Raw genomic sequence first — 19,431 nt, 5'->3', positions numbered from 1 at the left:
GGTCTGGCTGCCGCATGATCCTATGCCCGTGATCACGTCGCCGTTACGCCCCGGGGCGTAGGCATGCGGCTCGTATCCATTGCAGTCGCCTGCCGCCACTGCTGCCTGTGCCAGGGGTGCCGCCGATGCGGCTGGTGACCCCGCCATGAGCCCGGCCATCACGGTGGCCGTGGTGGCGATGGTCGCCAGCGCTTGCTTGAAAGGCATGGTTCACTCCGTCACTCGATGCGTTGTGATTGCCCACAAGCAGCATCGAACCTGCGATCAGGCCGGACCAGGGCGGCAACCGGGCTTTCACCGGACATTCGCCGGGCATGCGCGGAGCCTTCCGGGCTCCCATGGTCGTAAATATCACCTCCGAGTGATGACGTTCAGTGTCATTGTTGATACACCTGGTTCCATCTAGTGGAGGGGACTCAATGCCTTCCGACGATCACTTCGAGAGGTCGCGTCGCCGAATAGACGATCAGATTCAATTCGTCCGACGGGCAAACGCAGATTCGGACAGGCGGCGCAGGAGCGGGGACCGGCAGCCCAGCGCTTGGGGAGATATGGGCCCGTTGGAAATCACTCTTTCGATCCTGGGCATCATAGCCCTCTTGATCATTATGGCGAGCCATCGGTAAGCGCTGGTCAGCCAGTCCGTGACCTCTTCGAGGGCACGTCGGCCGCGCGGCCACCGGCCTGGCCGTTCGTTGAGACGTTCGCGTTACGATCATCTCGGCGTGCAGACAAGCCGACGGTGACAGGGGCCCTCTCGCCGGTCCCGGGAAGGCGACCGATGAGCGAAGGGCCCGCCACCTGGACCAATCGGGTCCGCGGCCTGGTGCTGGGTCTCGCATTGGGCGACAGCGTCGGCCGCGGCGCGCTGGCCCCGTCCGGGCCCGTTCGGGCCGGGGTCAGCACTCAGCTGGCGGCCTTCACGATCGAAGGGATCATCCGCGCCTGGATCCGCGGAGAGCACAAGGGCATCTGCCATCCGCCGTCGGTGGTCTGGCACGCTGACCGGTTCGGACCACTGGCTGGACTGGCTCGGCGACGATCCCGCCGCGGCGGTCCGCGCGTCGATCGCGGAGATCCTCGGCGAGCAGGTGCCCGGCTCGGTCCTGGAATGGGTCAAGGTCCTCGGCACTCCCGAGTTCCTCACCGGTGGGCGGCGCGACCCGGACGACCCGGACAAGGTCCTGGTCGTACGCGCCGCGCTGGCGCTGCCGTTCGCGCTGTCGGTCCGCTCGCCCGGAGGGGAGCGTTCGGTGCTGCAGGGGGTGTTCTCCTGGGCCGCCGCGGGGCTGGATCGGCCCGGCGGGCGGCGTGACCGGGTCTGGTTCGATCTCGGCGCCGGTCTGGAGGATGCCGCCGGGCTGCTGCGCGACCGGATCTACTCCCTGGACGAGCCGTCCTGACCTCCGCGGCGGTCGTGCGGTCCGCCAAGGGCGGTACGGCCGGCGGCTCACCCCGGCCGCGGCCGGCACCGGCGGCGCTCCCGGACGCGGGTGGACCCCTGTCGGTGTCGGGTGAGCGGTTCCCGATCGACGCGTGCCCCGCCGTGTCCTGAGGGACGCAAACGTTCTGCCCTGATCGGCGAAGAAGAGGGTGCGCCGATATCAGGGAGGCATCGTGGCGATGAGAAAGCGGGCGGGATCGCGTCCGTCCGGAGTGACGTGGGCGCGGGGTTTCCGGCGCCCCGTACTGGTCGCGGTCCTGGTGGTCGTTGCGCCCGTGGTCAACCACGTCACCGGATTGCGGCCGCTGTGGACGCAGGTGCTGCCGGAGGCGCTGCTCCACGGGCTGGCCCGTACGGGGCTCCTGGACCCCTGGCTGCTCTTCGATCTGCTGGCGGCCTCCGGGGTCGTGGGGGCGCTCGCCGTCGTGATGGTGGCCGGCGGCGTCAGGCTCCCCGCGACCGTGCTGCTGGCCGCGGTGGCCGCGCTGAGCCTCGCCGCGCTCCTGGCCGGGGCCACGGCCCTGACGCTCTGGTACGGCCTGACCTACGCGTCCGCCGCGCTCCTCGCCCGTCCGCGCGGGGGCCGCTCATGATCGCGACCTTGATCTCTCCGTTCGGCTGCCGATCCAGGAATGGGCGTCTCACCCGCTGCGGGGCGTCGCGGCGGTCCGGCGCGCAGCATGTTCGACCGCTCCCGCGCGAGCCCCCTGCTGAACGAGCTGCCGCCGAAAGCCGGCCCGTGCCGCCGGTGGCCAGGATCTCCTCCACCAGGACGCCCAGCCCACCGGCGTCCAGTCCGGTCTGCACGACGTCGAGCGTGTTCAGGCCGGAGCCCAAGGCGGCGCCCACGATCCGGCCGCCGTCCGGTCCCAGCGGGTTGCGCTGAGCCACAGCCCTCGTACGACGCCCGGCGAGGCCACCAGGCGCTCGGCGATCCGCCGGGCCCCGGCCGAGGTGATGAGGTTGCAGCCCAGGTAGAGGGTCGCGCCGCACGCGCGGGGCGCGGCTTGATGGTCGTAGAGAAAAGTCGCATTCACCGCCGGCGTCGGCCGAGTTGGGGGGCACAAAGCGCCTATCTTGCTGCGCCGGTCGCGTCGGCCTGGTGCTCGTAAGCGTCAGCGGTCCAGGAGCCGGTCGAGGCCTCCGGGGTGGGAGTGTCCGAGCGCGATGATGGCGTCGGTCAGGGCCCGGTACAGCCTGGCGTGGTTCCAGTGCTGGCGCCCGATCTCGTCGTCGTCGAGCTGGCGGGTGAGCTCCTGCAACTGCTCGATCCACGCGCGGGCGGCCGCCGGTCGAGGCGCGTCTGGACGCGTGTCTGGGTGTGGGTGACGGTCTCGGTGATGACCAGTGGCGCGGTGGCGATGTCGCGCTGCAGGCGGGCTTCGGCGGTGCGCACTTTTCAGGCGCGGTTGCGGTGCGCCTTGCTGCAGTAGGCCGGCGGCTGGCCGCGCCCGGAGTAGAGGATGAGGCTGCCGCACCAGCCGCAGGTGCGGCTCTGCAGGCGCTGCTGGACGCGGGTGCTGAGGGTGCTCTCGCCGTCGGGGTTCATGTGGTCTATCCCAGCGGCCTTGCGTCCCGGACGGAACGTCTTCTCCGAGATTCCTAACAACTTGCTCCGCGATGATCACGGTTTCGGTGACCGACCGGCGTGTAGATGATGCGGCGCTCGCACTGGCTGTAGCCGCAGGCCCGGCCGCCAACCTCCCCCATGGCGCATCTGACTCCTGTGCCGGATTCACTGGCGCAGTGCGTATTTGTGCGCTGACCCACCGACCCTGCGGCGTGTGTACTGCTCTCGGCCCACAATCCGGTGGGTCGCTTCATCAAAGGGTGGGATAGATGTTCGAGTCACGAAGACTGAGACGTGCCGCTGCGTTCGCCGCCACCATGTGCGTGGCCGGAGTCGGTGTCGCGCTCGCCTCGCCGGCGCAGGCCGCCACCGTGTACAAGGAGCTCGAGTACCGCGGCAACGCCTCCAAGCTGGTGCTGACCGCGGAGGCGAATTTCAACGGCTCCTTCGTCGTCCTGAAGGCCGACACCAACAGCACGCTCGGCCAGTGGGAGCAGACGGCGACCGTTTCCTCGGGCGGCGGGCAGCCCGCCTTCATCTACACGCTGCGGGCCAGCCTGGAGACGGGTGCTCCGCTGTGCCTGACCGCCAACAACACCGTGGATGTGGTCGTGGCCGCATGCAACAACACCGACAGCCAGAAGTGGTTCCACCCCACCGCGGTGTCAGGTCCTGGCGGCACCCTGCCGACCAAGAACGTCGCCAACCTCCGGCACCTGGGGCAGAGCCAGTCTCCCCAGGCAACATCGCTGTCGCTGTTCGGGCCGATCGGCGTGCACTTCTGGGCCAAGCGCACTGCCTGAGTCATCGAGGTGACCAGGCGCAGGGCCCCGCACCGCGAAAAGCCCCCGACCTGGGCCCAGGTCGGGGGCTTGATCGTCGGCCGGTGCGCCGGGTTGGTGCGGAGTTCCGTCCCGGACGGAACGTTAAGACGGTCTTATCTACTAACTTGCTCCGCAAGGTGGCCACCAAGAACGCCGCCCTCGACGACCCCGAGTTCGTCCAGCTCTACCTGGCGTGTGACCAGGCGATGGACTGGGCGCCCCAACTGGTGACCGCCAGAATGGCTTGACCTTGACGCTGCGTCAGGGCTCCAGCATCGAGGCCATGAAGAAAACCATGATCGCGGCAAGCCTGGCCGCCATGACTACCGACCAACACTGCAGGCAGACGTGGACGCCATCCATGCCATGAAGGTTCCCGGAGTCCTCGCTGCCGCGCACACCGGCCAGGGACCGCTGACCGCTCGCAGCGGCCTGGCGGACGTTCTCGGGCGGCCGCGTCTCCTTCAACGATGCGCACGCCGTGCGGGCCGATGGCCTGCTTGCACAGGTCCAGCCGCCCGTCCGGCATCACCGTGCCGACCGGGAAGTCGGTGCGGGACGTCACCGGACGGCCGGAGCGCAGCCACGCCAGCAGCGCGTCGAGGTTCACCACGGGGCCACCTCGTAGTCCTTCAGCAGGACGCCGTGGATGGGGTGGCCGGCCTCGCCGCGGACGATCGGGTCGTAGACGCGGGCCGCGCCGTCGACCACGTCCAGCGGCGTACGCCGGTCCAGCCGGTCGCGGATCGGCGCGGGCTGCTCGTCGGTGATCCAGCCGGTGTCCACGCTGCACAGGTGGATGCCGTCCCGTGCCAGGTCGGCGGCGCTGGTGCGGGTCAGCATGTTGAGCGCCGCCTTGGCCATGTTCGTGTGCGGGTGGCGGCCGGTCTTGCCGGGCGCCGCGAACTGGCCCTCCACCGCCGAGACGTTGACGATGTAGCGGCGCTCGGCGGGGGAGCGGGCCAGCAGCGGCAGCAGCCGGTCGATCAGGAGGAACGGGGCGACCGCGTTGACGAGCTGCGCCTCCAGCAGCTCGGCCGGATCGACCGCGCCGATCCGGACTGACCACGAGTTGACGGGGGACGTGTCCGGCAACAGCCCGGACACGTCCGGCAGGCCTGCGGCGGGTATGGCAGCCGGCAGCGGCTCGGCCCCGTCCGGGGAGCCGGTGCCGGGAGCGACGGCGGGCGGCGGGCGCAGCTCGCCCTCGCTCAGCGCGGCGTACGCGGCCGGGGGCCGGCGGATCGTCTGGGCGGCGTTGTTGACCAGGATGTCCAGCGGCTCCCCGGCCTCCAGGAGCCGGTCGGTCAGCGCGATGACCTGGCGGGGGTCGAGCAGGTCGACCCCGATGATCCGCAGCCGCCCGGCCCAGTCGCCGGAGGCGGCGAAGCGGCGGGCGGCGTCGTTCGGGAAGCGGGTGGTCACCGTGACGTGGGCGCCGTCGCGCAGCATCTTCAGCGCGAGCTCGTGGCCGATCTTTACGCGTCCGCCGGTGATGAGGGCCCGCCGCCTCGTCAGGTCGGTGCGGGCCGCACGGCGGGCGGCGCCGGTCGCCGCGCACGCCGGGCACAGCAGGTGGTACAGGCCGTCGACCCGCGTGTAGCGGGCCTTGCACACATAGCACCCACGCGAGCGGTGCAGGTCCGCCGCCGCTGTGGCCGCTGCCCGTACCGGGGTGTCGGCGACCCGTTCGGGCGAGCCCATGGCCGTCGCGGCGAGCACCTCCTCGTCGGACCGGACGACGGCCCGCTCGCGCTCACGGCGGCGGCGGCGCTGGCCGTCGCGCACGAGGGCGCGGGCCGCGTGTTCGAGCCGGAGCCGGTCGGGGTCGTCGAGCGGGAGGTCACGGGCCCGGCCGAGCTGCCGTAACAGCGTGGGGACGTCCACATCGCTCCTCCCGAAGGGGTGGAGCCCGGCCGGATTCGAACCGGCGTCCTCCCCCATGGCATGGAGGCGCGACGACCTCTGCGCTATGGGCTCCGCGCGGGCAATCTACCGGAAGTCGATCACCTCTCGCACCGGCCCGGCGGTACGGTCACAGGAGGCGGCGGATGTCGCCGTAGGCGCGGTAGAAGCCGCCGCGGCCCGACGGGCGCACGCCGTCCACCAGGTAGCGGGCGCCCGCCTCGCGGATCTCCTTGGGGAACTGGACGTTCCACCTCTCGTAGCCGGGGCTGGCGACCCGCACCCGCAGCCGCTCGCCCTCGCGTGTGCACTCCACGACGACTCCCTCGCCGGCGTGCGTGGTGGTCTCCACCACGACCGACGGCTCGACCGGGGTGAGCGTGGCCGCGGCCTTGACGTCCACGGGCTGCGGGACCGTGCCCTCGCGGGCCGCGGCGATGGCCGCCTCGCTGGCGTCGATGCAGGCCAGCGTCCCGTCGGTGGTGACGATGTAGAGACGGTCGTCGAGGAACTGCATGGACAGGGCCGAGCCGCAGCCGGTGGCGAGCTTCCACAGCCGCTCGCCGGAGGCGTCGAAGCAGTACACGGAGGAGTGGTTGTCGCCGGCGAAGACGTGACGGCCGCCGGGGGAGGTGGCGCAGGAGTAGACGTAGCCGTCGCACCGGTAGACGGCCTCGGTGCTGCCGTCGTCCTTGGCCAGCCGGTGGACGGCGCGGCCGGCGGTGCCGGCGTAGACGGACCGCTGCTCCTGCCAGCCGAACAGCACGCCGCGGGCCGACGCGTTCTCCCACACGAGGGTGCCGTCGGAGGCGTCGTAGCGGGCGACGCCGTTCGAGTGGCCGTGGTAGACGGAGTCATGGTCGCATCTGACCATCCAGGCGGAGTCGCCGCGGCCGGTGCGCGCCCATTGGAACTCGTCCTCGTAGTCGATCGTGGTGATGCGCCCGGCGCGGTCGGAGACGCCGAGGATGCCGTCGTGGATGTCGAGCCAGTAGATGTCCACGTCCGCGGCGATCTCGTACGCGGCTCGCGGGACCTTGCCGCTGAGGTCGTACACGCGGCCGTCGTCGCAGCCGGCGTAGATCCAGAAGTCGTCGGCGACGATGCACTTGACGCCGTCGGGCAGGCGGTACCGGTTGGTGACGGTGCCGGAGTGGGTGACGGTGTAGGCGTCGCCGCGCTGGTTGCCGACCCAGCAGCGCTCCGCGTCCACGAAGATGCCGAACGCGGCGGCGCCGCTGGCGAAGCGCCACAGGACCGGGGCCTGCCGGGCGGTGGAGCGGCTGCTGGTGACCGCCCGGCGGGTGATCGCCCGGCGCTGGCGCACGCCGCGCACGGCCGGCGCGTACCCCTTGCGGGTCTTGTCGCTGATCTTCTTGGCGGCCGCCGCCTGGGCCTTGGCCTCGGTGGGGAAGTCCGTGACCTTGGTCTGGCCGGCCTCGCCGATGCGCCCGTACGTGATCGTCACCTGGGTGCCGGACACGGTCACCTCGTAGAACTTGTGCGATCCGCCGTCGTCTTCCGACAGCTCCAGGTACGTCATGTCCGTGCTCTCCAGGGTCGGGCTTGATCAACTGCCCGGGACACTAGAGGATCGCGGTGACAAACCTGGATGTGTCCTGATCGGTGGGCCCGTAACCACGCCAGGGCCGCCGGGGCGGAGCTGAGGATGGACAGGTGGCCGTCCTCGGGGGACAGCCGCAGCTCCGCCGCGGGACTGCGGCCGGCGAGTCACTCCTCGGGCCGTGGCCGACGAGACAGGGCCTTGTGAACCTCGTGAACAGGGCCTCGTGACTCGCCGACGGGCCGGAACGCGACGGCTCAGGGTACGGCCGTGCCTCAGCGGCCGGAGGGGCGGCGGGCGGCCCAGGCGGTGCGGGTGCCGCGGACGGTCAGGTCCCGGCGGCGCAGGAGCGAGCCGGGGGTGTCGTCGGCCAGCAGGTGGTCGAGCACGCCGAGGTCGTCGGCGGTGAGCAGGTCGTCGAGGGCGGAGCGGATACGGCTCAGGTAGGCGTGCGCGTACCGCCCGGCGCCCGGCAGCGCCGGATCCGCCTCGACGGTGAAGACCCGCTGCTCGGCGATCTGGAAACCGGCCCGCTCCAGGGACGCCCGCCAGCCCGGGTGGGAGTTCCAGCCGGCCCGCGCCGCGGCCTCGTGCCAGCGCGACTCCAGGCCGGGGCGGCCCAGCCTGAGGTCGTCGGGCAGGAAACGCGGCAGGTCGTCCATCTCGACGACCACCAGCAGGCCGCCGGGGTTCAGGGCGGCGTAGACGTCGCGGATCAGCCGGTCCGGGTCGGCGACCTCGTGCAACGACGAGGCAGCCCACGCGACGTCCACCGGGCCGATCCCGGGCCACGCGACGTCCAGGTCGGCCCGCACCGCGCGTACCCGGTCCGCCGCCTCGTGCCCGCGCGCCTTGGCCAGCACCCGTTCGAGCATCGGCGCCGACCTGTCGATCGCGACCACGTCCGCCTTCGGGAAGCGGCGGGCGAGCGCCAGGCTCCCGGTGCCGGTCCCGGCGCCGAGGTCGGCGACCGTCCGGGGCTCGTCCGGAGCGTGCCGCGCGACCCACTCGGTCACCTCGTCCAGGTACGGGCCGAGCAGCTCCGCGTCCAGGTCCAGCAGCTCCGCCAGCCCGGCCCCGTCGTCGTGACGCCCGTCGTCGTGATGAGGGTGAGAGTGATCGTGGTGGTGGGACGGTGAGTGGTGTGTCATGCGTTTCACGCTAGGCGGTCCATGCGCTTCAGGCATACACTCTTGCGCATGACGCAAGAAGTGGCCTTGGAGAGCGTGATCCGTCAGCGCATCCGGGGGCTGCGCGTGGCTCGCGGCTGGTCACTGGACGCCCTCGCCGCCCGCTGTCACCTCAGCCCCTCCACCCTGAGCCGCATCGAGACCGGGCACCGCAGGATCGCCCTCGACCAGCTCGTGCCGATCGCCCGCGCGCTCGACACGACGCTCGACCAGCTCGTCGAGTCCGCCGATGACGAGGACGTCGTGATCCGGCCGCTGCCCTGCGACTCGCCGGGGCTGACGACCTGGCTCCTGTCCCGCGAACGCACCCTGCACGGCGTGACCGTGGCGAAGATGCGCATCACCCCGGACCGGCCGGCCGGGCCCGACCACTTGAGGGTGCACCCGGGCCGCGAGTGGTTCACGGTCCTGTCCGGCACGGCCCGGCTGCACCTGGGCGAGCGCGTCATCCTGGTCTCGGCGGGCGACGCGGCCGAGTTCTCGACCATGGTGCCGCACGCCATCGGCGCCCACGACGGTCCCGTGGAGATCCTCACCATCTTCGACCACGACGGGCAGCGCGCCCACCTGCACGGCTCATGACAGTGGTGCTGAGCGCCGGCGGCCGTTCGGCACAGATCGTCAAGGACCGCAGCTCGGGGGCGTGGAAGACTGTCCCGGACCTCGGATGGAAGATCGAGCAGGTCGCCGGCGGAGCGGACGGCCGGCCGTACTGGAAGATCACCAACCAGGACGGCACGGTGTGGCGGTTCGGCTCCACCAAGGACGCCCAGTGGCAGGCGCCAAGAGCAGTGGCGGTCGCCGAGGGCGGCGCCGACGGCCCGCGCGTAGTCGGCGAACGCCTCGGCGGTGCCCCGGTCGGTCCACCCCCCTCGTCCTCCAGCGGCTGCGGGTGGTCCCAGTGGTACAGGGTCGCCACCCGCCGGAGGCCGCGTTCGAGATGCCCGTCCACGAGGTGCGAGTAGAAGTCGAGGCCCTTCTGGTTGACCGGGCCCACCCGGGCGGGGTGGAGAACCGGTAGGTTTCCAGCGCCAGCTCGGCCATCAGGTCGAGGTCGCCGTCGAGGCGGTGGTCGTCGTCATGGCCGCGGGTCGGCGTAGGCGTCGTCGGCCTCGTACCGGACGGAGCCGACGTGGACGGTGCCGCTGAGGGCGCGGACGCCGGCGGTCCGGCCGGTGAACCCGCCGGCCACCTCGGTCGACAGGTACCGTCCGTCGAAGCGCGCGAGCGTCACGGCGTGGCCGTCGCGGACCACCGACAGCGCGATGTCGTCGGGGCCGCCGTGGGTGGGGGGCTCCGACGCGATCCGTACCGTCGGCGCCGGACCGAGGCCGGTCACGGCCTCGCCGACGCGGGACTCCAGCGGGCCGATGCGCAGCACCGCGTGCGCGGAGCCGTCCGCCGCCCGCAGCTCGCACCAGTGCCGGTCGTCGAGCCGCAGCAGGACGCCGGCCGCGCCGCCGGAGGTGTCCAGCGTGACGTCCAGGCGCCAGCGCTCGTCGGTCACGCGGGCCATCAGGGCGCTGACGTTGCCGCTGGGGCAGGTCGCCGGGGCCAGCGTCAGCCCGGGCCCGGTGACGGTGACGAACTCCTGGAGGGGGGCGCCGGGGGAGACCCAGCGCGGGTGGAGCCCGGGTCCGGCGAACGTGTCCGCGAACGAGCGGTCGGGGATCTCGTACGCGAAACGGTCCTCGTCGAAGCGGGGCCACCCGTCGACCCAGTCCACACCGGCCAGGAACGTCTCGCGCCCGTTGACGTGGAACATCGGTGTCGTCCCGCGCGGGCGGACGCCGAGGTACACCGCCGCCCACCCCCCGCCGGGGGCTTCGACGAGGTCCGCGTGCCCCGTGTTCTGCACCGGATGCGTGGTGCTGCGATGGGAGAAGACGGGGTTGGCGGGGGCGGGCTGGAACGGGCCCTCGGGGCTCCGGGAGCGGGCGACGCAGACGCCATGACCCCGCTCCGTGCCGCCCTCGGCGATCATCAGGTACCACCAGCCGTCGCGCCGGTAGAGATGGGGCGCCTCGGGGAAGGCCAGGCCGGTGCCCAGCCACACGAGCCTCGGCTCCTCCAGCGCCACCGCCTGCTCCAGGTCGACGCGGGCCTGGGCGATGCCCTTCATGCCGGGCCGCGTCGAGCAGTACGTGACGTAGCAGGTGCCGTCGTCGTCCCAGGCCAGGTCCGGGTCGATGCCCTCCAGGCCGTCGATCACCACGGCCGGTTCCCACGGGCCGGCCGGGTCCGTCGCCGACGTCAGCAACTGGCCGCCGTCCGAGGAGACGTCCGTCGTGATCAGCCAGAACCGGCCCGCGTGGAAACGCAGCGTCGGAGCGTAGATGCCCCTGCTGGCGCCGGCCTGTCCCGCCCGGAACCGACCGGCGCCGGTCAGGGCGTTGCCGATCTGGGTCCACCGGACCAGATCGGTGCTGTGCCAGACCGGGACGCCGGGGGAGTACTCGAACGAGGAGTTGACCAGGTAGTAGTCCTCGCCCACCCGGCAGACGCTCGGGTCGGGATGGAACCCGCCGATGACGGGATGCGTGCCGGCGACCTCGCGCCGCCGGTCCTGGGGTGCTTCGAAGGTGGTCATTTGATTCCGGTCGCCGCGATTCCTTGGGTGAAGTAGCGCTGCAGGGCCACGAAGAGCAGCAGCACGGGAGTGATGACGAGCACGGAGCCGGCCAGCAGGACCCCGTAGTTCGTCGCGTTCTGCCCCACCGAGTACAGGGAGAGCGCGACGGGGAGCGTGTACATGTCCTCGGTCTGCGCGACCACGAGCGGCCACAGGAAGTTGTTCCACGAGCCGAGGAAGGTGAGGATGGCGAGCGTCGCCAGCGCCGGGCCGCAGAGGGGGAGGATGACCCGCGCGAAGATGCGCACCTCACCCGCGCCGTCGATGCGGGCGGCCTCGATGAGCGAGTCGGGTATCTCGCTGATGAACTGGCGCATGAGGAAGACGCCCATCGGTCCCGCGAGGAACGGCAGGATCAGCGCGGGATAGGTGCTGACCATCCCGAGCTTGCTGACCACGACGAACAGCGGGACGAACGTGACGACGCCGGGGACCATGAGCGTGGTCAGGACGAGCACGAAGACGACGCGCTTGCCGGCGAAGTCCAGCTTCGCCAGCGCGTAGCCGACCATGGAGCAGAACAGGAGCGTCCCGAGGACCGTGAAGCCGGCCACGACGACGCTGTTGACGAAGAACGTCTGGAAGTTCAGCCGGCCGAACCACGTCCCGAAGTTGTCCGGCGTGAACGTCTCGGGCCACCACGTGGGCGGGCGCCTCAGCAGCTCCGCTTGGGTCTTCACCGAGCCGAGGTACATCCAGGCGAACGGGACGAGCGTGGCCGCGACGGCGGCGACCAGGACGACGTACACGAGGGTCCGGCCCGCGCTGATCCGCCGTCGTGGGGACTGTGTCGTCACGGGTCACTCCTTGGTGCGGAAGGCTCGGAACTGCACGACGCTCAGCAGCGCGATGGCGACGAAGAGCACGTAGCTGGCCGCCGACGCGGTGCCGTAGTTGCCGAACCCGAACTGGTTGTAGGTGAAGTAACTGATCGACAGCGTGGAGTCCAGCGGGCCTCCCTTCGTCATGACGAACGGCTCCTCGAAGAACTGCAGGAACCCCACGGACAGCAGCACGGCGCCGAGGAGCAGCGTCGGGCGCAGCATCGGGAGCGTCACCCGGACGAAGCGCTGCCACGCGCCGGCCCCGTCGGCCGAGGCCGCCTCCAGGACGTTCGCGGGGATGCCCTGGAGCCCGGCCAGGAAAATGATCATAAGGGTGCCCGTGTTCCGCCAGACGGCCATGAGGATCATGGCGGGCATCGACCAGAGCGGGTCGTTGAGCCAGTCCGGGCCGTGCACCCCGACGGCGCCGAGCACGGTGTTCAGCAGGCCGTCCGGCTGCAGGATGAACCTCCACACCACCGCGACCGCCACGATGCTGGTGATCACGGGGGCGTAGAACCCGACACGGAACGCCGTGCGGAAGCGGGTGATCCCGTTGTTGAGCGCCACGGCCAGGGCCAGGGCGACGATCATCGTGAGCGGGATGCCCGCCGCCACGAAGTACACGGTGTTCAGCAGCGACCGTACGAACTGCTGGTTCTCGAACAGCCGGACGTACTGGTCCACCGCGACGAACTCGACGGCGAGCGGGTTCTCGATGTCGCTGTTGCGGAAGTCGGTGAAGGACATCATGAACGAGGAGACGAGCGGGAACACCATGAAGACGGCGAAGCTCAGGACGAACGGCAGGGCGAACAGGTAGGCCACCGCCGTCATCCGGCGGCGACGCGCCCTGCCCGGGTCGTCGCCGGCGGAGCGCGAGGGCGCCCCGGTGCTCGCGGCTCGGATCGCGGCCATGCCTACTTTCCGGTTCCCAGCGAGTCCGCGGTGGACTGGAGCTGCCTGACCGCGTCCTGCGGGCTCTTGCCGCCGCGGAACACCCGCTCGATCTCCGTGTCGGCCGCCGCCGACACCTGCGTCCACGTGGTCAGGACGGGCGCCGTCTTCGTGCTCTTGAGCTGCTCACCGAACACGGCCACTTTCGGGTCGGCGGTCAGCGCGGGGTCCTTCCACGCCGACTGCCGCGACGGGAGGTCGTTGACGGTCTTGAACCACTCGACCTGGACGTCGGGCTGCGTGAGCCACTGCACCAGCTTCCACGCCGCGTCCGGGTTCTTGGAGTTCTTGAACACGGCGAGGTTGGCGCCCGCCGCGAACGAGGTGGACGTCCCTCCCGGCGGGGCCGGGATCGGCGCCACCGCGAACTTGTCCTCGAAGCCGGCGCCGCCCGCCGTCTTGAGCCCCGGGATGTCCCACGGTCCGCTGATGAACATCGGGACGGAGCCGTTGACGAAGGCGGAGGCGGTGGAGCCCGTCTCCGCGTCCGGGTTCTTGTTGGCGATGCCCTCCTTGAAGAAGCCGCTCAGGTAGTCGAGGGCCTCGACCGTCCTGGGGGTGTCGAAGGTCCACTTGGTCTGGTCGGCGTTCATGAGGTCGGCCCCGTTCGACCACACGAACGGCAGGTTGTTCAGGAACGCGTTCCATCCCCCGGAGGGAAGCGTGACGCCGTACTTGGCGCCGGTCTTGTCCTGGTACGCCGTGGCGAGCGCCTTGAACCCCTGCCAGTCCTTCGGGAAGCTGTCGAAGCCCGCCTTCTTCATCAGGTCGGTGCGGTAGAAGAGCACCCGGGTCTCGACGTACCAGGGCACGCCCAGGCGCGCGCCGCCGATGTCGGTGGTCTGGAGCGAGACGGGGAAGATGTCGCCGGTGTCGATGTCGGCGGGCGCCGGGCGCAGCGCCGACGCGAACGTCGGCATCCAGTCGGACCCCAGCATGCCGATGTCCGGAGTCGTCCCGCCGGCTATGGCCGTCTGGTACTTGTTCTGCGCCGAGTCCCAGGGGATGGCGGTGACCTTGACGTCGACGCCGGGGTTCTTGTCCTTGAAGGGCTTGAGGAAGCCGGCGAGCGCCTCACCCTCCGTGCCCTGCGCCCAGACGGTGATGGTGCCGGTGGCCGGGCCGTTCGTCAGGCGGCTCGCCGGTGCGTCGCTCCGCGGGCGGTCGTTCGAGCGTCCGCAGCCGCTGAGCGCGAGTGCGAGCGTCGCGGTGACGGCCGTGGCCGCCGCCAGGTTCCTTCGGATCATTTGTCGTTCCCCTTCGTGCATGGGGGTTGCTACGGGGCGCACGACCGGTGCTCATGTGCTGGCTGTACTCCGTGCGGTGCGGTAATCTAAGCGCATAACATTTACGGTGGCAAGCATTCTCACCAGCGGTCCGATCAGCCGGTGATCCAGTACTGTGGCGACGGGAACCGACGCGCTGCCGACCCGGAGCGGATCACGGATCGGACCGCGCATGCGGATCACGCAGCGGATCGTCGACGGGGGAGGAGCGGACGTGGCGAGGCGCCCGACGGTTTACGACGTCGCCCAGCTCGCCGGGGTGTCGATCGCGACGGTCTCCTTCGCGTTCACCAAGCCCGAGCGCGTGAAGTCGGAGACGCTGCGGGCGGTTCTGCGCGCCGCGGACTCCATCGGCTACGTGCCGAGCGCCAACGCCCGCGGCCTCGCCAAGGGCAAGACCGGGGCGCTGGGGCTGTACGCGTTCGACTACCTCCTCGAACCGGCCGAGGAAAGTCCCTCCTCCCACGACGCGGCCCGCGTTCCCGACGGGCGGCTGTTCCCGCTGTACTCGGACGAGGTCCAGCGCGGCGTCCAGCTGGAGTGCCGGCGGCGTGGGTACGCCCTGATGCTCGGGTCAGGCCGCGACCCGGGGCATCTGCCGAGCGTCATCGACGTCGCGGGGCGCGTGGACGGCCTCATCGCCTTCGCCGGCGCCGCGCCGGGCACCCTGCTGGAGCAGATCTCGGCCCGGATACCCGTCGTCGAGCTCGGCGGGGAGATCAGGCGCGAGGGCATGCACACGGTCTACGTCGACAACCGTGACGCCATGGCCCGGCTCACGCGCCACCTGCTGGCCGACCACGCCTACCGGCACTTCGCCTACCTCGGCGAGCTGGGCACCCCGGAGTTCGTGGCCCGCTACGAGGGCTTCTCCCAGGCCCTCCACGAGGCGGGGAGCACCCCGCCCCCTCCGCTGAGCAGCCATCCGGGCGACGACCAGACGACGGTCGACGCCGTCCGCGCCCTGCTCGGCAGCCCGCCCGTCCCACGGGTGCTGGTGTGCGCGACCGACCAGGAGGCCCTCGTCGCGATCGACGTGCTCCGCCGCGAGGGGATCGACGTGCCGTCCCAGGTGGCGGTGACGGGCTTCGACGGCATACTGGCCGGACGCCTGATCACGCCGCACCTGACGACGGTGCGGCAGCCGATGGAGCAGATCGGCCGGGTCGCGGTGCGCATCCTCCTCGACGCCCTCCAGACGGGCGAGGGCGCGGACCGCCACGAGGTGCTCACCTCGGCGGTGTGGCCCGGCGGCACCTGCGGCTGCCCCGGCGCCTGACGGCTCACAGCTTGCGGATGTTGCCCGCCACGTAGTCGAAGCTGTCCTGGCGGCGCGTCTCCACGTCGAACTCGACCTCGTCCCCCTCCTCCAGCACCCGGTAGCCGTCGCCGACGACGTCGCTGAAGTGCCCGAAGGCGTCACGGCCCGGCGGGAGCTCGGGGGAGGAGATCGCGCCCCAGCCCTGCTCGGCCTTCCAGAACTTCACGGTTCCTCGCGTCATGTCCCCACCCTGGCAGGCCCGCCGCCGCGGCCGCGAGCGAATAACCGGCCGAGCGGGACAGGGGCGGCGCGTCAGGCGGGGGTTGCCGTGTCAGGCGGGGGTGGCGCGGGACAGGCGGGTGGTCAGGGCGCGGATGTACGCGACCAGCTCCGGCGGCTCGTGCACCTCGAAGTCCACGTCGAACATGCCCAGCGTGAGCGCCAGCCACTGCAGCGAGTCGGCCGCCGTGTGCAGGCGGCAGGTGCGCTCGTCCACCACCGTGAGGACCCCGTCCTGCGGGCGCAGCCGCTCCGCCACCACGGCGAACGGCGCGTGCAGCGTGACCACCGCCCGGTGCCGCGCCAGCGAGGACGTGACGGACTCGGCGACGTACCGGGCGATGTCCGGCGAGGGCAGCTCCCTGGGCCGGAACCGCTGCCCGGCCGGCCGCGGCGACGACATCCGGTCGGCCCGGAACGTCCGCCAGTCCTCCCGGCCCGCGTCCCAGGCCACGAGGTACCACTTGCGCGCCAGATGGACCAGCCGGTACGGCTCGACCAGCCGCGTCCCGCCGTCGCCGTCGCGCTTGCGGTAGGCGAACCCGAGCCGTTCGTGGTCGCGGCACGCCTGCGCGATGACCGTCAGCACGTCCGGGTCGGCGGCCGGGCCCTGGGAGACCATCGGCACCGTGTAGCTCTGCAACGCGTTGACCCGCCGGCGCAGGTGGCCGGGCAGCACCTGCTCCAGCTTGGCCAGGGCGCGCACCGACGTCTCCTCGATGCCGGCCACCGTGCCGCCCGCGGCCGTGCGCAGGCTGATCGCGATGGCGATGGCCTCGTCGTCGTCGAGCACCAGCGGCGGCATCGCCTTGCCCGCCTCCAGCCGGTAACCGCCGCCCGTGCCCGGTGCGGCCCGCACCGGGTAGCCCAGCTCGCGCAGCCGGTCGATGTCACGGCGCAGCGTGCGCGGGCTGACGCCCAGCCGGGCGGCGAGCTCGGTCCCCGGCCAGCCACGGCAGGTCTGCAGCAGGGACAACAGGCGGATCATGCGGGACGGCGTACTGGCCATGGCCCGAGGATGGCACGCAAAGCGGCCAGGGCCCGTCCGCAATGGGTGGTTATGAGGCCGTCCAGGTGACGCGCTCTCCCGAGGGGTGCTCGCGGACGTAGCCCGGGGAGCGGCCGAGCCGGATCTCGATCCGGCCGCCCTCCGCGTCCTTCCAGGTGAGGCCGTCGCGTACCGGCTCCACGACGGGCGGCGGCGTGGACGGCTCCCCCGGACCCAGCCACACCGCCGACGCGAACAGCGCCGGCCCGCCCGGGTGCTCGCCCACCAGGTACGGCGTCGCCGAGTGCTCACCGACGGCGTTCTGGCCGGTACGGGCCGCGACCCGGGCCGAGTCCCAGCCGTACAGGCCGGTGATGGAGCTGGCCAGCGAGCCGGAGGAGACGCGGGACTCCAGGCCGTCGAGCCGGGTGGCGCACGGCTCGTCGCCCGCCAGGGCGTGGCCGCCGTCGCGGACGGCGCTGCCCTCGGGCGCGGTGACGCGGTGGACGCGCACCTCCCACGGCCCGTCCACCACCGACGCGGTCTCGACCGCGACCTCGCCGTCGAAGTACCGGGAGGCGGCGAGCCGGTCGGTCACCACGAGCCGGTCGATGCGCCGCCGTCGCGTGGCGCTCCCGTCGGGGCGGGTGACGGTGAGGTGGCCGTCGATGTTCGCGGCCCGGCCCTCGTCGCCGGTCTCGGGGGCGGTGTGCGTGGAGTAGGCGAACTTGGCGTAGTGGGGGTCGTCGGTGGAGCTGTCGCGGTTGTTGTGGTCGCTGCCGTGGTTGATCAGGCGCACGACGCCGCCGGAGCGGTGCAGCAGCCAGCCGGGCGCGGGCATCGCCAGCGTCAGGTCCTCCTGGTCGCCGGAGTCGCCGGAGTCGCCGGCCTCCTCGGCGGGCTCGGTCCAGACGGGGTGATCGGGGCCGAGGAGCAGGCCGACGAAGCCCTTGCTGGCCCAGTACGGCGAGGCCGGGCCCGAGTAGGGCTGCGTCACGGGCAGGAAGGGCCGGTGCCAGCCGAGGCTGAGCAGCCCGTCGGCGTCCGGGGCCCCGTGGCGCTCGAAGTGGCCGAGGGTCCGGTCGGCCAGCAGCCGGGTCCGGCCGGGGGACAGCGGCGTGGCGTCGAAGATCGCGCCGACCCAGAACGGCGCCACGGTCGCCATCCGGTACGTCAGCGACCGGCCCTGGTGCATCGGCGCGCCGTCCGGGGCGAACAGGTGCTGGTACGTCTCCAGGAACGTGCGCAGCCGCTCGCGGTACACGCCCGGGTCGGCCCCGGACATCCGGGTCCACCACAGCGTGTACAGGTGCATGGCCCAGCCGCAGTAGTAGTCGTAGTTCTGGCCCGCGCCGTCGGTGTACCAGCCGTCGCCGACGTACCACGGCTCGATGTCGGCCAGGTGCCGCTGGATCTCGGCGGGGTCGTGGGGGCCGCCCACGTTGGCGAGGAACTGCTCCACGATCACCTTGAACAGCACCCAGTTGCACGGCGGGGCGTACTTGCCGACGATGCCGCCCAGCCAGGCCACCACGCGCTCCTGCACGGCCGGGTCGAGCCGGTCGAACAGCAGCTCCCGCGTCTCGTGCAGGGCCAGCGCGATCGAGGCGGCCTCCACGATCGTCTGGTGGTGGTCGGCGATGGGCTGCCAGGCGTGCTCGTGGCCGGGGTCGGTGCCGTGGGCCAGGCCCTCGGCGTACCGCTCCAGCAGCCCGCCGGGCGCGGCCCCGGGGTCGCCGGCGGCACGGAACGCGGCGAGCAGGAACGTGCGCGCGAATCCCTCCAGCCCGTCGGACGCGGGGCCGGAGGCGCTCGTGCGGCCCGGCAGCCGGTACTGGGCGAAGCCCGGGGTGGCGTAGGGGACGACGGCCTCCAGCAGCCGATCCGCCACCGACACCCAGTGTTCGCGGGATCCCACAGTGCTCCTCCGGCCCTGGTAAGCGCTTTCCAATCTTCAGGTGACCCTATGGACCGTCCGCCCCGGCCGTCAAGGGCGCCGACCGGCTGGTGGACGCCGGGGGCCGAACCGTCCCTTGGTGTCAGGGAAAATGACGTCAGGCCGGCCGCACGCCCCGGACGATCTTGGCCAGGTCCCGCACCAGTGGCTCGCTGGCCAGCACCGTGACAACCGTACCGCCCGGCTCCACCCAGCCCACCAGGCGACCGCTGCCGAGCGCGCCGTCCGTCAGCCGGACCAGCACCGTCCGGTCGCCCAGCTTCGTGGTCTTCGCCTCGACGCCCCGGAACGCGCCCTCGTCCAGCCGCAGCCGCTTCAGCCCGGCCAGGTCGGTGACCTTGGACCCGCAGATCACCTGTACCCGGAGAGACCTGTGCCGAGGGTTCACGTCGTTGCGTTCGTCGCTCCAGAGGTAGCTGTACTCCGTCATCGCGCCCTTGCGCTTGGCGACCTGGACCTGGCCGTAGGTGAAGCCCTTCGGCACATGGCCGATGCGCAGACCGCTGATGGCGTCCGCGCCCCTGGCGGGCTTGTCGATGGCGTCCTGCCGGGCGCGCTTGACGTCGGCGGCGGGCGGAACCGGGCAGTCGGCCCGGTATGCGGGGGCGGCGTGCGCGGGGGAGGCGGTCAGGGTTGCGGCCGCCAGGAATGACGCGGCGGTCAGGGCGAGGACGTGCTTGATCGTTCTCATGCCCAGGTTCGACAGCCGCGGGACGGCGAAAGTTGTGGGCGAATCGATCATACTTTTGG

20 protein-coding genes, 1 tRNA gene and 1 pseudogene are annotated in these 19,431 nt (G+C 71.6%); 6 read left to right on the top strand and 16 right to left on the bottom strand.

Annotated features, from left to right (window positions below):
* Positions 1-1,091: 1,091 nt before the first annotated feature.
* Both AB0H64_RS00870 and AB0H64_RS00865 read left to right on the top strand, forming a co-directional pair.
* Positions 1,092-1,403 (top strand): hypothetical protein, encoded by a 312-nt coding sequence (locus AB0H64_RS00870; RefSeq protein WP_357618396.1) that lies wholly within the window; start codon positions 1,092-1,094, stop codon positions 1,401-1,403.
* 214 nt (positions 1,404-1,617) lie between these two features.
* Positions 1,618-2,037 (top strand): hypothetical protein, encoded by a 420-nt coding sequence (locus AB0H64_RS00865; protein ID WP_357618393.1) that lies wholly within the window; start codon positions 1,618-1,620, stop codon positions 2,035-2,037.
* A gap of 228 nt (positions 2,038-2,265) precedes the next feature.
* Here the strand turns inward: AB0H64_RS00865 and AB0H64_RS00860 are convergent, their stop codons facing one another.
* The 3 genes from AB0H64_RS00860 to AB0H64_RS00850 all read right to left on the bottom strand — a co-directional run bounded on the left by AB0H64_RS00860 (position 2,266) and on the right by AB0H64_RS00850 (position 2,993).
* A complete protein-coding gene (locus tag AB0H64_RS00860; RefSeq protein WP_357618390.1) occupies positions 2,266-2,481 on the bottom strand; it encodes a hypothetical protein in 216 nt (71 codons plus the stop codon).
* Between the two features lie 78 nt (positions 2,482-2,559).
* Complete coding sequence (locus tag AB0H64_RS00855) at positions 2,560-2,706, bottom strand: hypothetical protein (RefSeq protein WP_357618387.1); 147 nt, start codon at positions 2,704-2,706, stop codon at positions 2,560-2,562.
* 137 nt (positions 2,707-2,843) lie between these two features.
* The gene (locus tag AB0H64_RS00850) at positions 2,844-2,993 is read right to left on the bottom strand and encodes a hypothetical protein (RefSeq protein WP_357618385.1); all 150 of its coding nucleotides are present in this window, start codon (positions 2,991-2,993) and stop codon (positions 2,844-2,846) included.
* Positions 2,994-3,283: 290 nt separating this feature from the next.
* Here AB0H64_RS00850 and AB0H64_RS00845 point away from each other — a divergent pair, with 290 nt between their 5' ends.
* Both AB0H64_RS00845 and AB0H64_RS00840 read left to right on the top strand, forming a co-directional pair.
* Positions 3,284-3,817 carry an RICIN domain-containing protein gene (locus AB0H64_RS00845; protein WP_357618382.1) on the top strand — a complete coding sequence of 178 codons (534 nt, stop codon included), beginning with the start codon at positions 3,284-3,286 and terminating at the stop codon, positions 3,815-3,817.
* A gap of 146 nt (positions 3,818-3,963) precedes the next feature.
* Complete coding sequence (locus tag AB0H64_RS00840; RefSeq protein ID WP_357618379.1) at positions 3,964-4,086, top strand: hypothetical protein; 123 nt, start codon at positions 3,964-3,966, stop codon at positions 4,084-4,086.
* A 358-nt stretch (positions 4,087-4,444) separates the two neighbouring features.
* On the opposite strand, the gene AB0H64_RS00835 is transcribed toward AB0H64_RS00840, so the two are convergent.
* The 4 genes from AB0H64_RS00835 to AB0H64_RS00820 all read right to left on the bottom strand — a co-directional run bounded on the left by AB0H64_RS00835 (position 4,445) and on the right by AB0H64_RS00820 (position 8,458).
* Positions 4,445-5,725 (bottom strand): SDR family oxidoreductase, encoded by a 1,281-nt coding sequence (locus AB0H64_RS00835; protein WP_357618376.1) that lies wholly within the window; start codon positions 5,723-5,725, stop codon positions 4,445-4,447.
* A gap of 19 nt (positions 5,726-5,744) precedes the next feature.
* Positions 5,745-5,819, bottom strand: a tRNA-Gly gene (locus AB0H64_RS00830).
* Positions 5,820-5,873: 54 nt separating this feature from the next.
* A complete protein-coding gene (locus AB0H64_RS00825) occupies positions 5,874-7,286 on the bottom strand; it encodes a WGR domain-containing protein (protein ID WP_357618374.1) in 1,413 nt (470 codons plus the stop codon).
* 296 nt (positions 7,287-7,582) lie between these two features.
* Entirely contained in the window at positions 7,583-8,458 is an 876-nt protein-coding gene (locus tag AB0H64_RS00820; RefSeq protein ID WP_357618371.1) for a class I SAM-dependent methyltransferase, read from the bottom strand.
* Between the two features lie 48 nt (positions 8,459-8,506).
* Between AB0H64_RS00820 and AB0H64_RS00815 the strand changes: the two genes are divergently transcribed.
* On the top strand, positions 8,507-9,079 hold the full coding sequence (locus AB0H64_RS00815) for a helix-turn-helix transcriptional regulator (protein WP_357618369.1): 573 nt from the start codon (positions 8,507-8,509) through the stop codon (positions 9,077-9,079).
* Positions 9,080-9,291: 212 nt separating this feature from the next.
* Here the strand turns inward: AB0H64_RS00815 and AB0H64_RS00810 are convergent.
* From AB0H64_RS00810 to AB0H64_RS00790, 5 genes and pseudogenes are all read right to left on the bottom strand, one after another.
* Positions 9,292-9,553: pseudogene (locus tag AB0H64_RS00810) on the bottom strand (family 1 glycosylhydrolase); the annotation flags it as partial.
* Positions 9,554-9,575: 22 nt separating this feature from the next.
* Complete coding sequence (locus AB0H64_RS00805) at positions 9,576-11,087, bottom strand: family 43 glycosylhydrolase (protein WP_357618366.1); 1,512 nt, start codon at positions 11,085-11,087, stop codon at positions 9,576-9,578.
* On the bottom strand, positions 11,084-11,926 hold the full coding sequence (locus tag AB0H64_RS00800; RefSeq protein WP_357618363.1) for a carbohydrate ABC transporter permease: 843 nt from the start codon (positions 11,924-11,926) through the stop codon (positions 11,084-11,086). Before AB0H64_RS00800 ends, AB0H64_RS00805 begins: the two co-directional genes overlap by 4 nt.
* A 3-nt stretch (positions 11,927-11,929) precedes the next feature.
* Entirely contained in the window at positions 11,930-12,871 is a 942-nt protein-coding gene (locus tag AB0H64_RS00795; protein WP_357618359.1) for a sugar ABC transporter permease, read from the bottom strand.
* 2 nt (positions 12,872-12,873) lie between these two features.
* Complete coding sequence (locus AB0H64_RS00790) at positions 12,874-14,157, bottom strand: sugar ABC transporter substrate-binding protein (RefSeq protein ID WP_357618357.1); 1,284 nt, start codon at positions 14,155-14,157, stop codon at positions 12,874-12,876.
* Positions 14,158-14,368: 211 nt separating this feature from the next.
* On the opposite strand from AB0H64_RS00790, the gene AB0H64_RS00785 reads away from it, so the two are divergent.
* Positions 14,369-15,475 carry a LacI family DNA-binding transcriptional regulator gene (locus AB0H64_RS00785; RefSeq protein ID WP_357618354.1) on the top strand — a complete coding sequence of 369 codons (1,107 nt, stop codon included), beginning with the start codon at positions 14,369-14,371 and terminating at the stop codon, positions 15,473-15,475.
* A 4-nt stretch (positions 15,476-15,479) separates the two neighbouring features.
* Here AB0H64_RS00785 and AB0H64_RS00780 read toward each other — a convergent pair whose 3' ends face one another.
* The 4 genes from AB0H64_RS00780 to AB0H64_RS00765 form a co-directional block, all read right to left on the bottom strand.
* Positions 15,480-15,698 carry a cold shock domain-containing protein gene (locus AB0H64_RS00780; RefSeq protein ID WP_357618351.1) on the bottom strand — a complete coding sequence of 73 codons (219 nt, stop codon included), beginning with the start codon at positions 15,696-15,698 and terminating at the stop codon, positions 15,480-15,482.
* A 90-nt stretch (positions 15,699-15,788) separates the two neighbouring features.
* Positions 15,789-16,745 (bottom strand): YafY family protein, encoded by a 957-nt coding sequence (locus AB0H64_RS00775; RefSeq protein ID WP_357618348.1) that lies wholly within the window; start codon positions 16,743-16,745, stop codon positions 15,789-15,791.
* Positions 16,746-16,794: 49 nt separating this feature from the next.
* Positions 16,795-18,642, bottom strand: a complete 1,848-nt coding sequence (locus AB0H64_RS00770; protein ID WP_357618345.1) for a DUF2264 domain-containing protein — start codon at positions 18,640-18,642, stop codon at positions 16,795-16,797.
* Between the two features lie 136 nt (positions 18,643-18,778).
* Entirely contained in the window at positions 18,779-19,372 is a 594-nt protein-coding gene (locus AB0H64_RS00765) for a hypothetical protein (protein ID WP_357618342.1), read from the bottom strand.
* Positions 19,373-19,431 lie beyond the last annotated feature (59 nt).

It is taken from the genome of Nonomuraea sp. NPDC050733, assembly GCF_040654215.1.
GTDB lineage: Bacteria > Actinomycetota > Actinomycetes > Streptosporangiales > Streptosporangiaceae > Nonomuraea.
The sequence above is the reverse complement of the archived record's forward strand: the minus strand, read 5'-3'. Positions and strand labels throughout refer to the sequence as shown.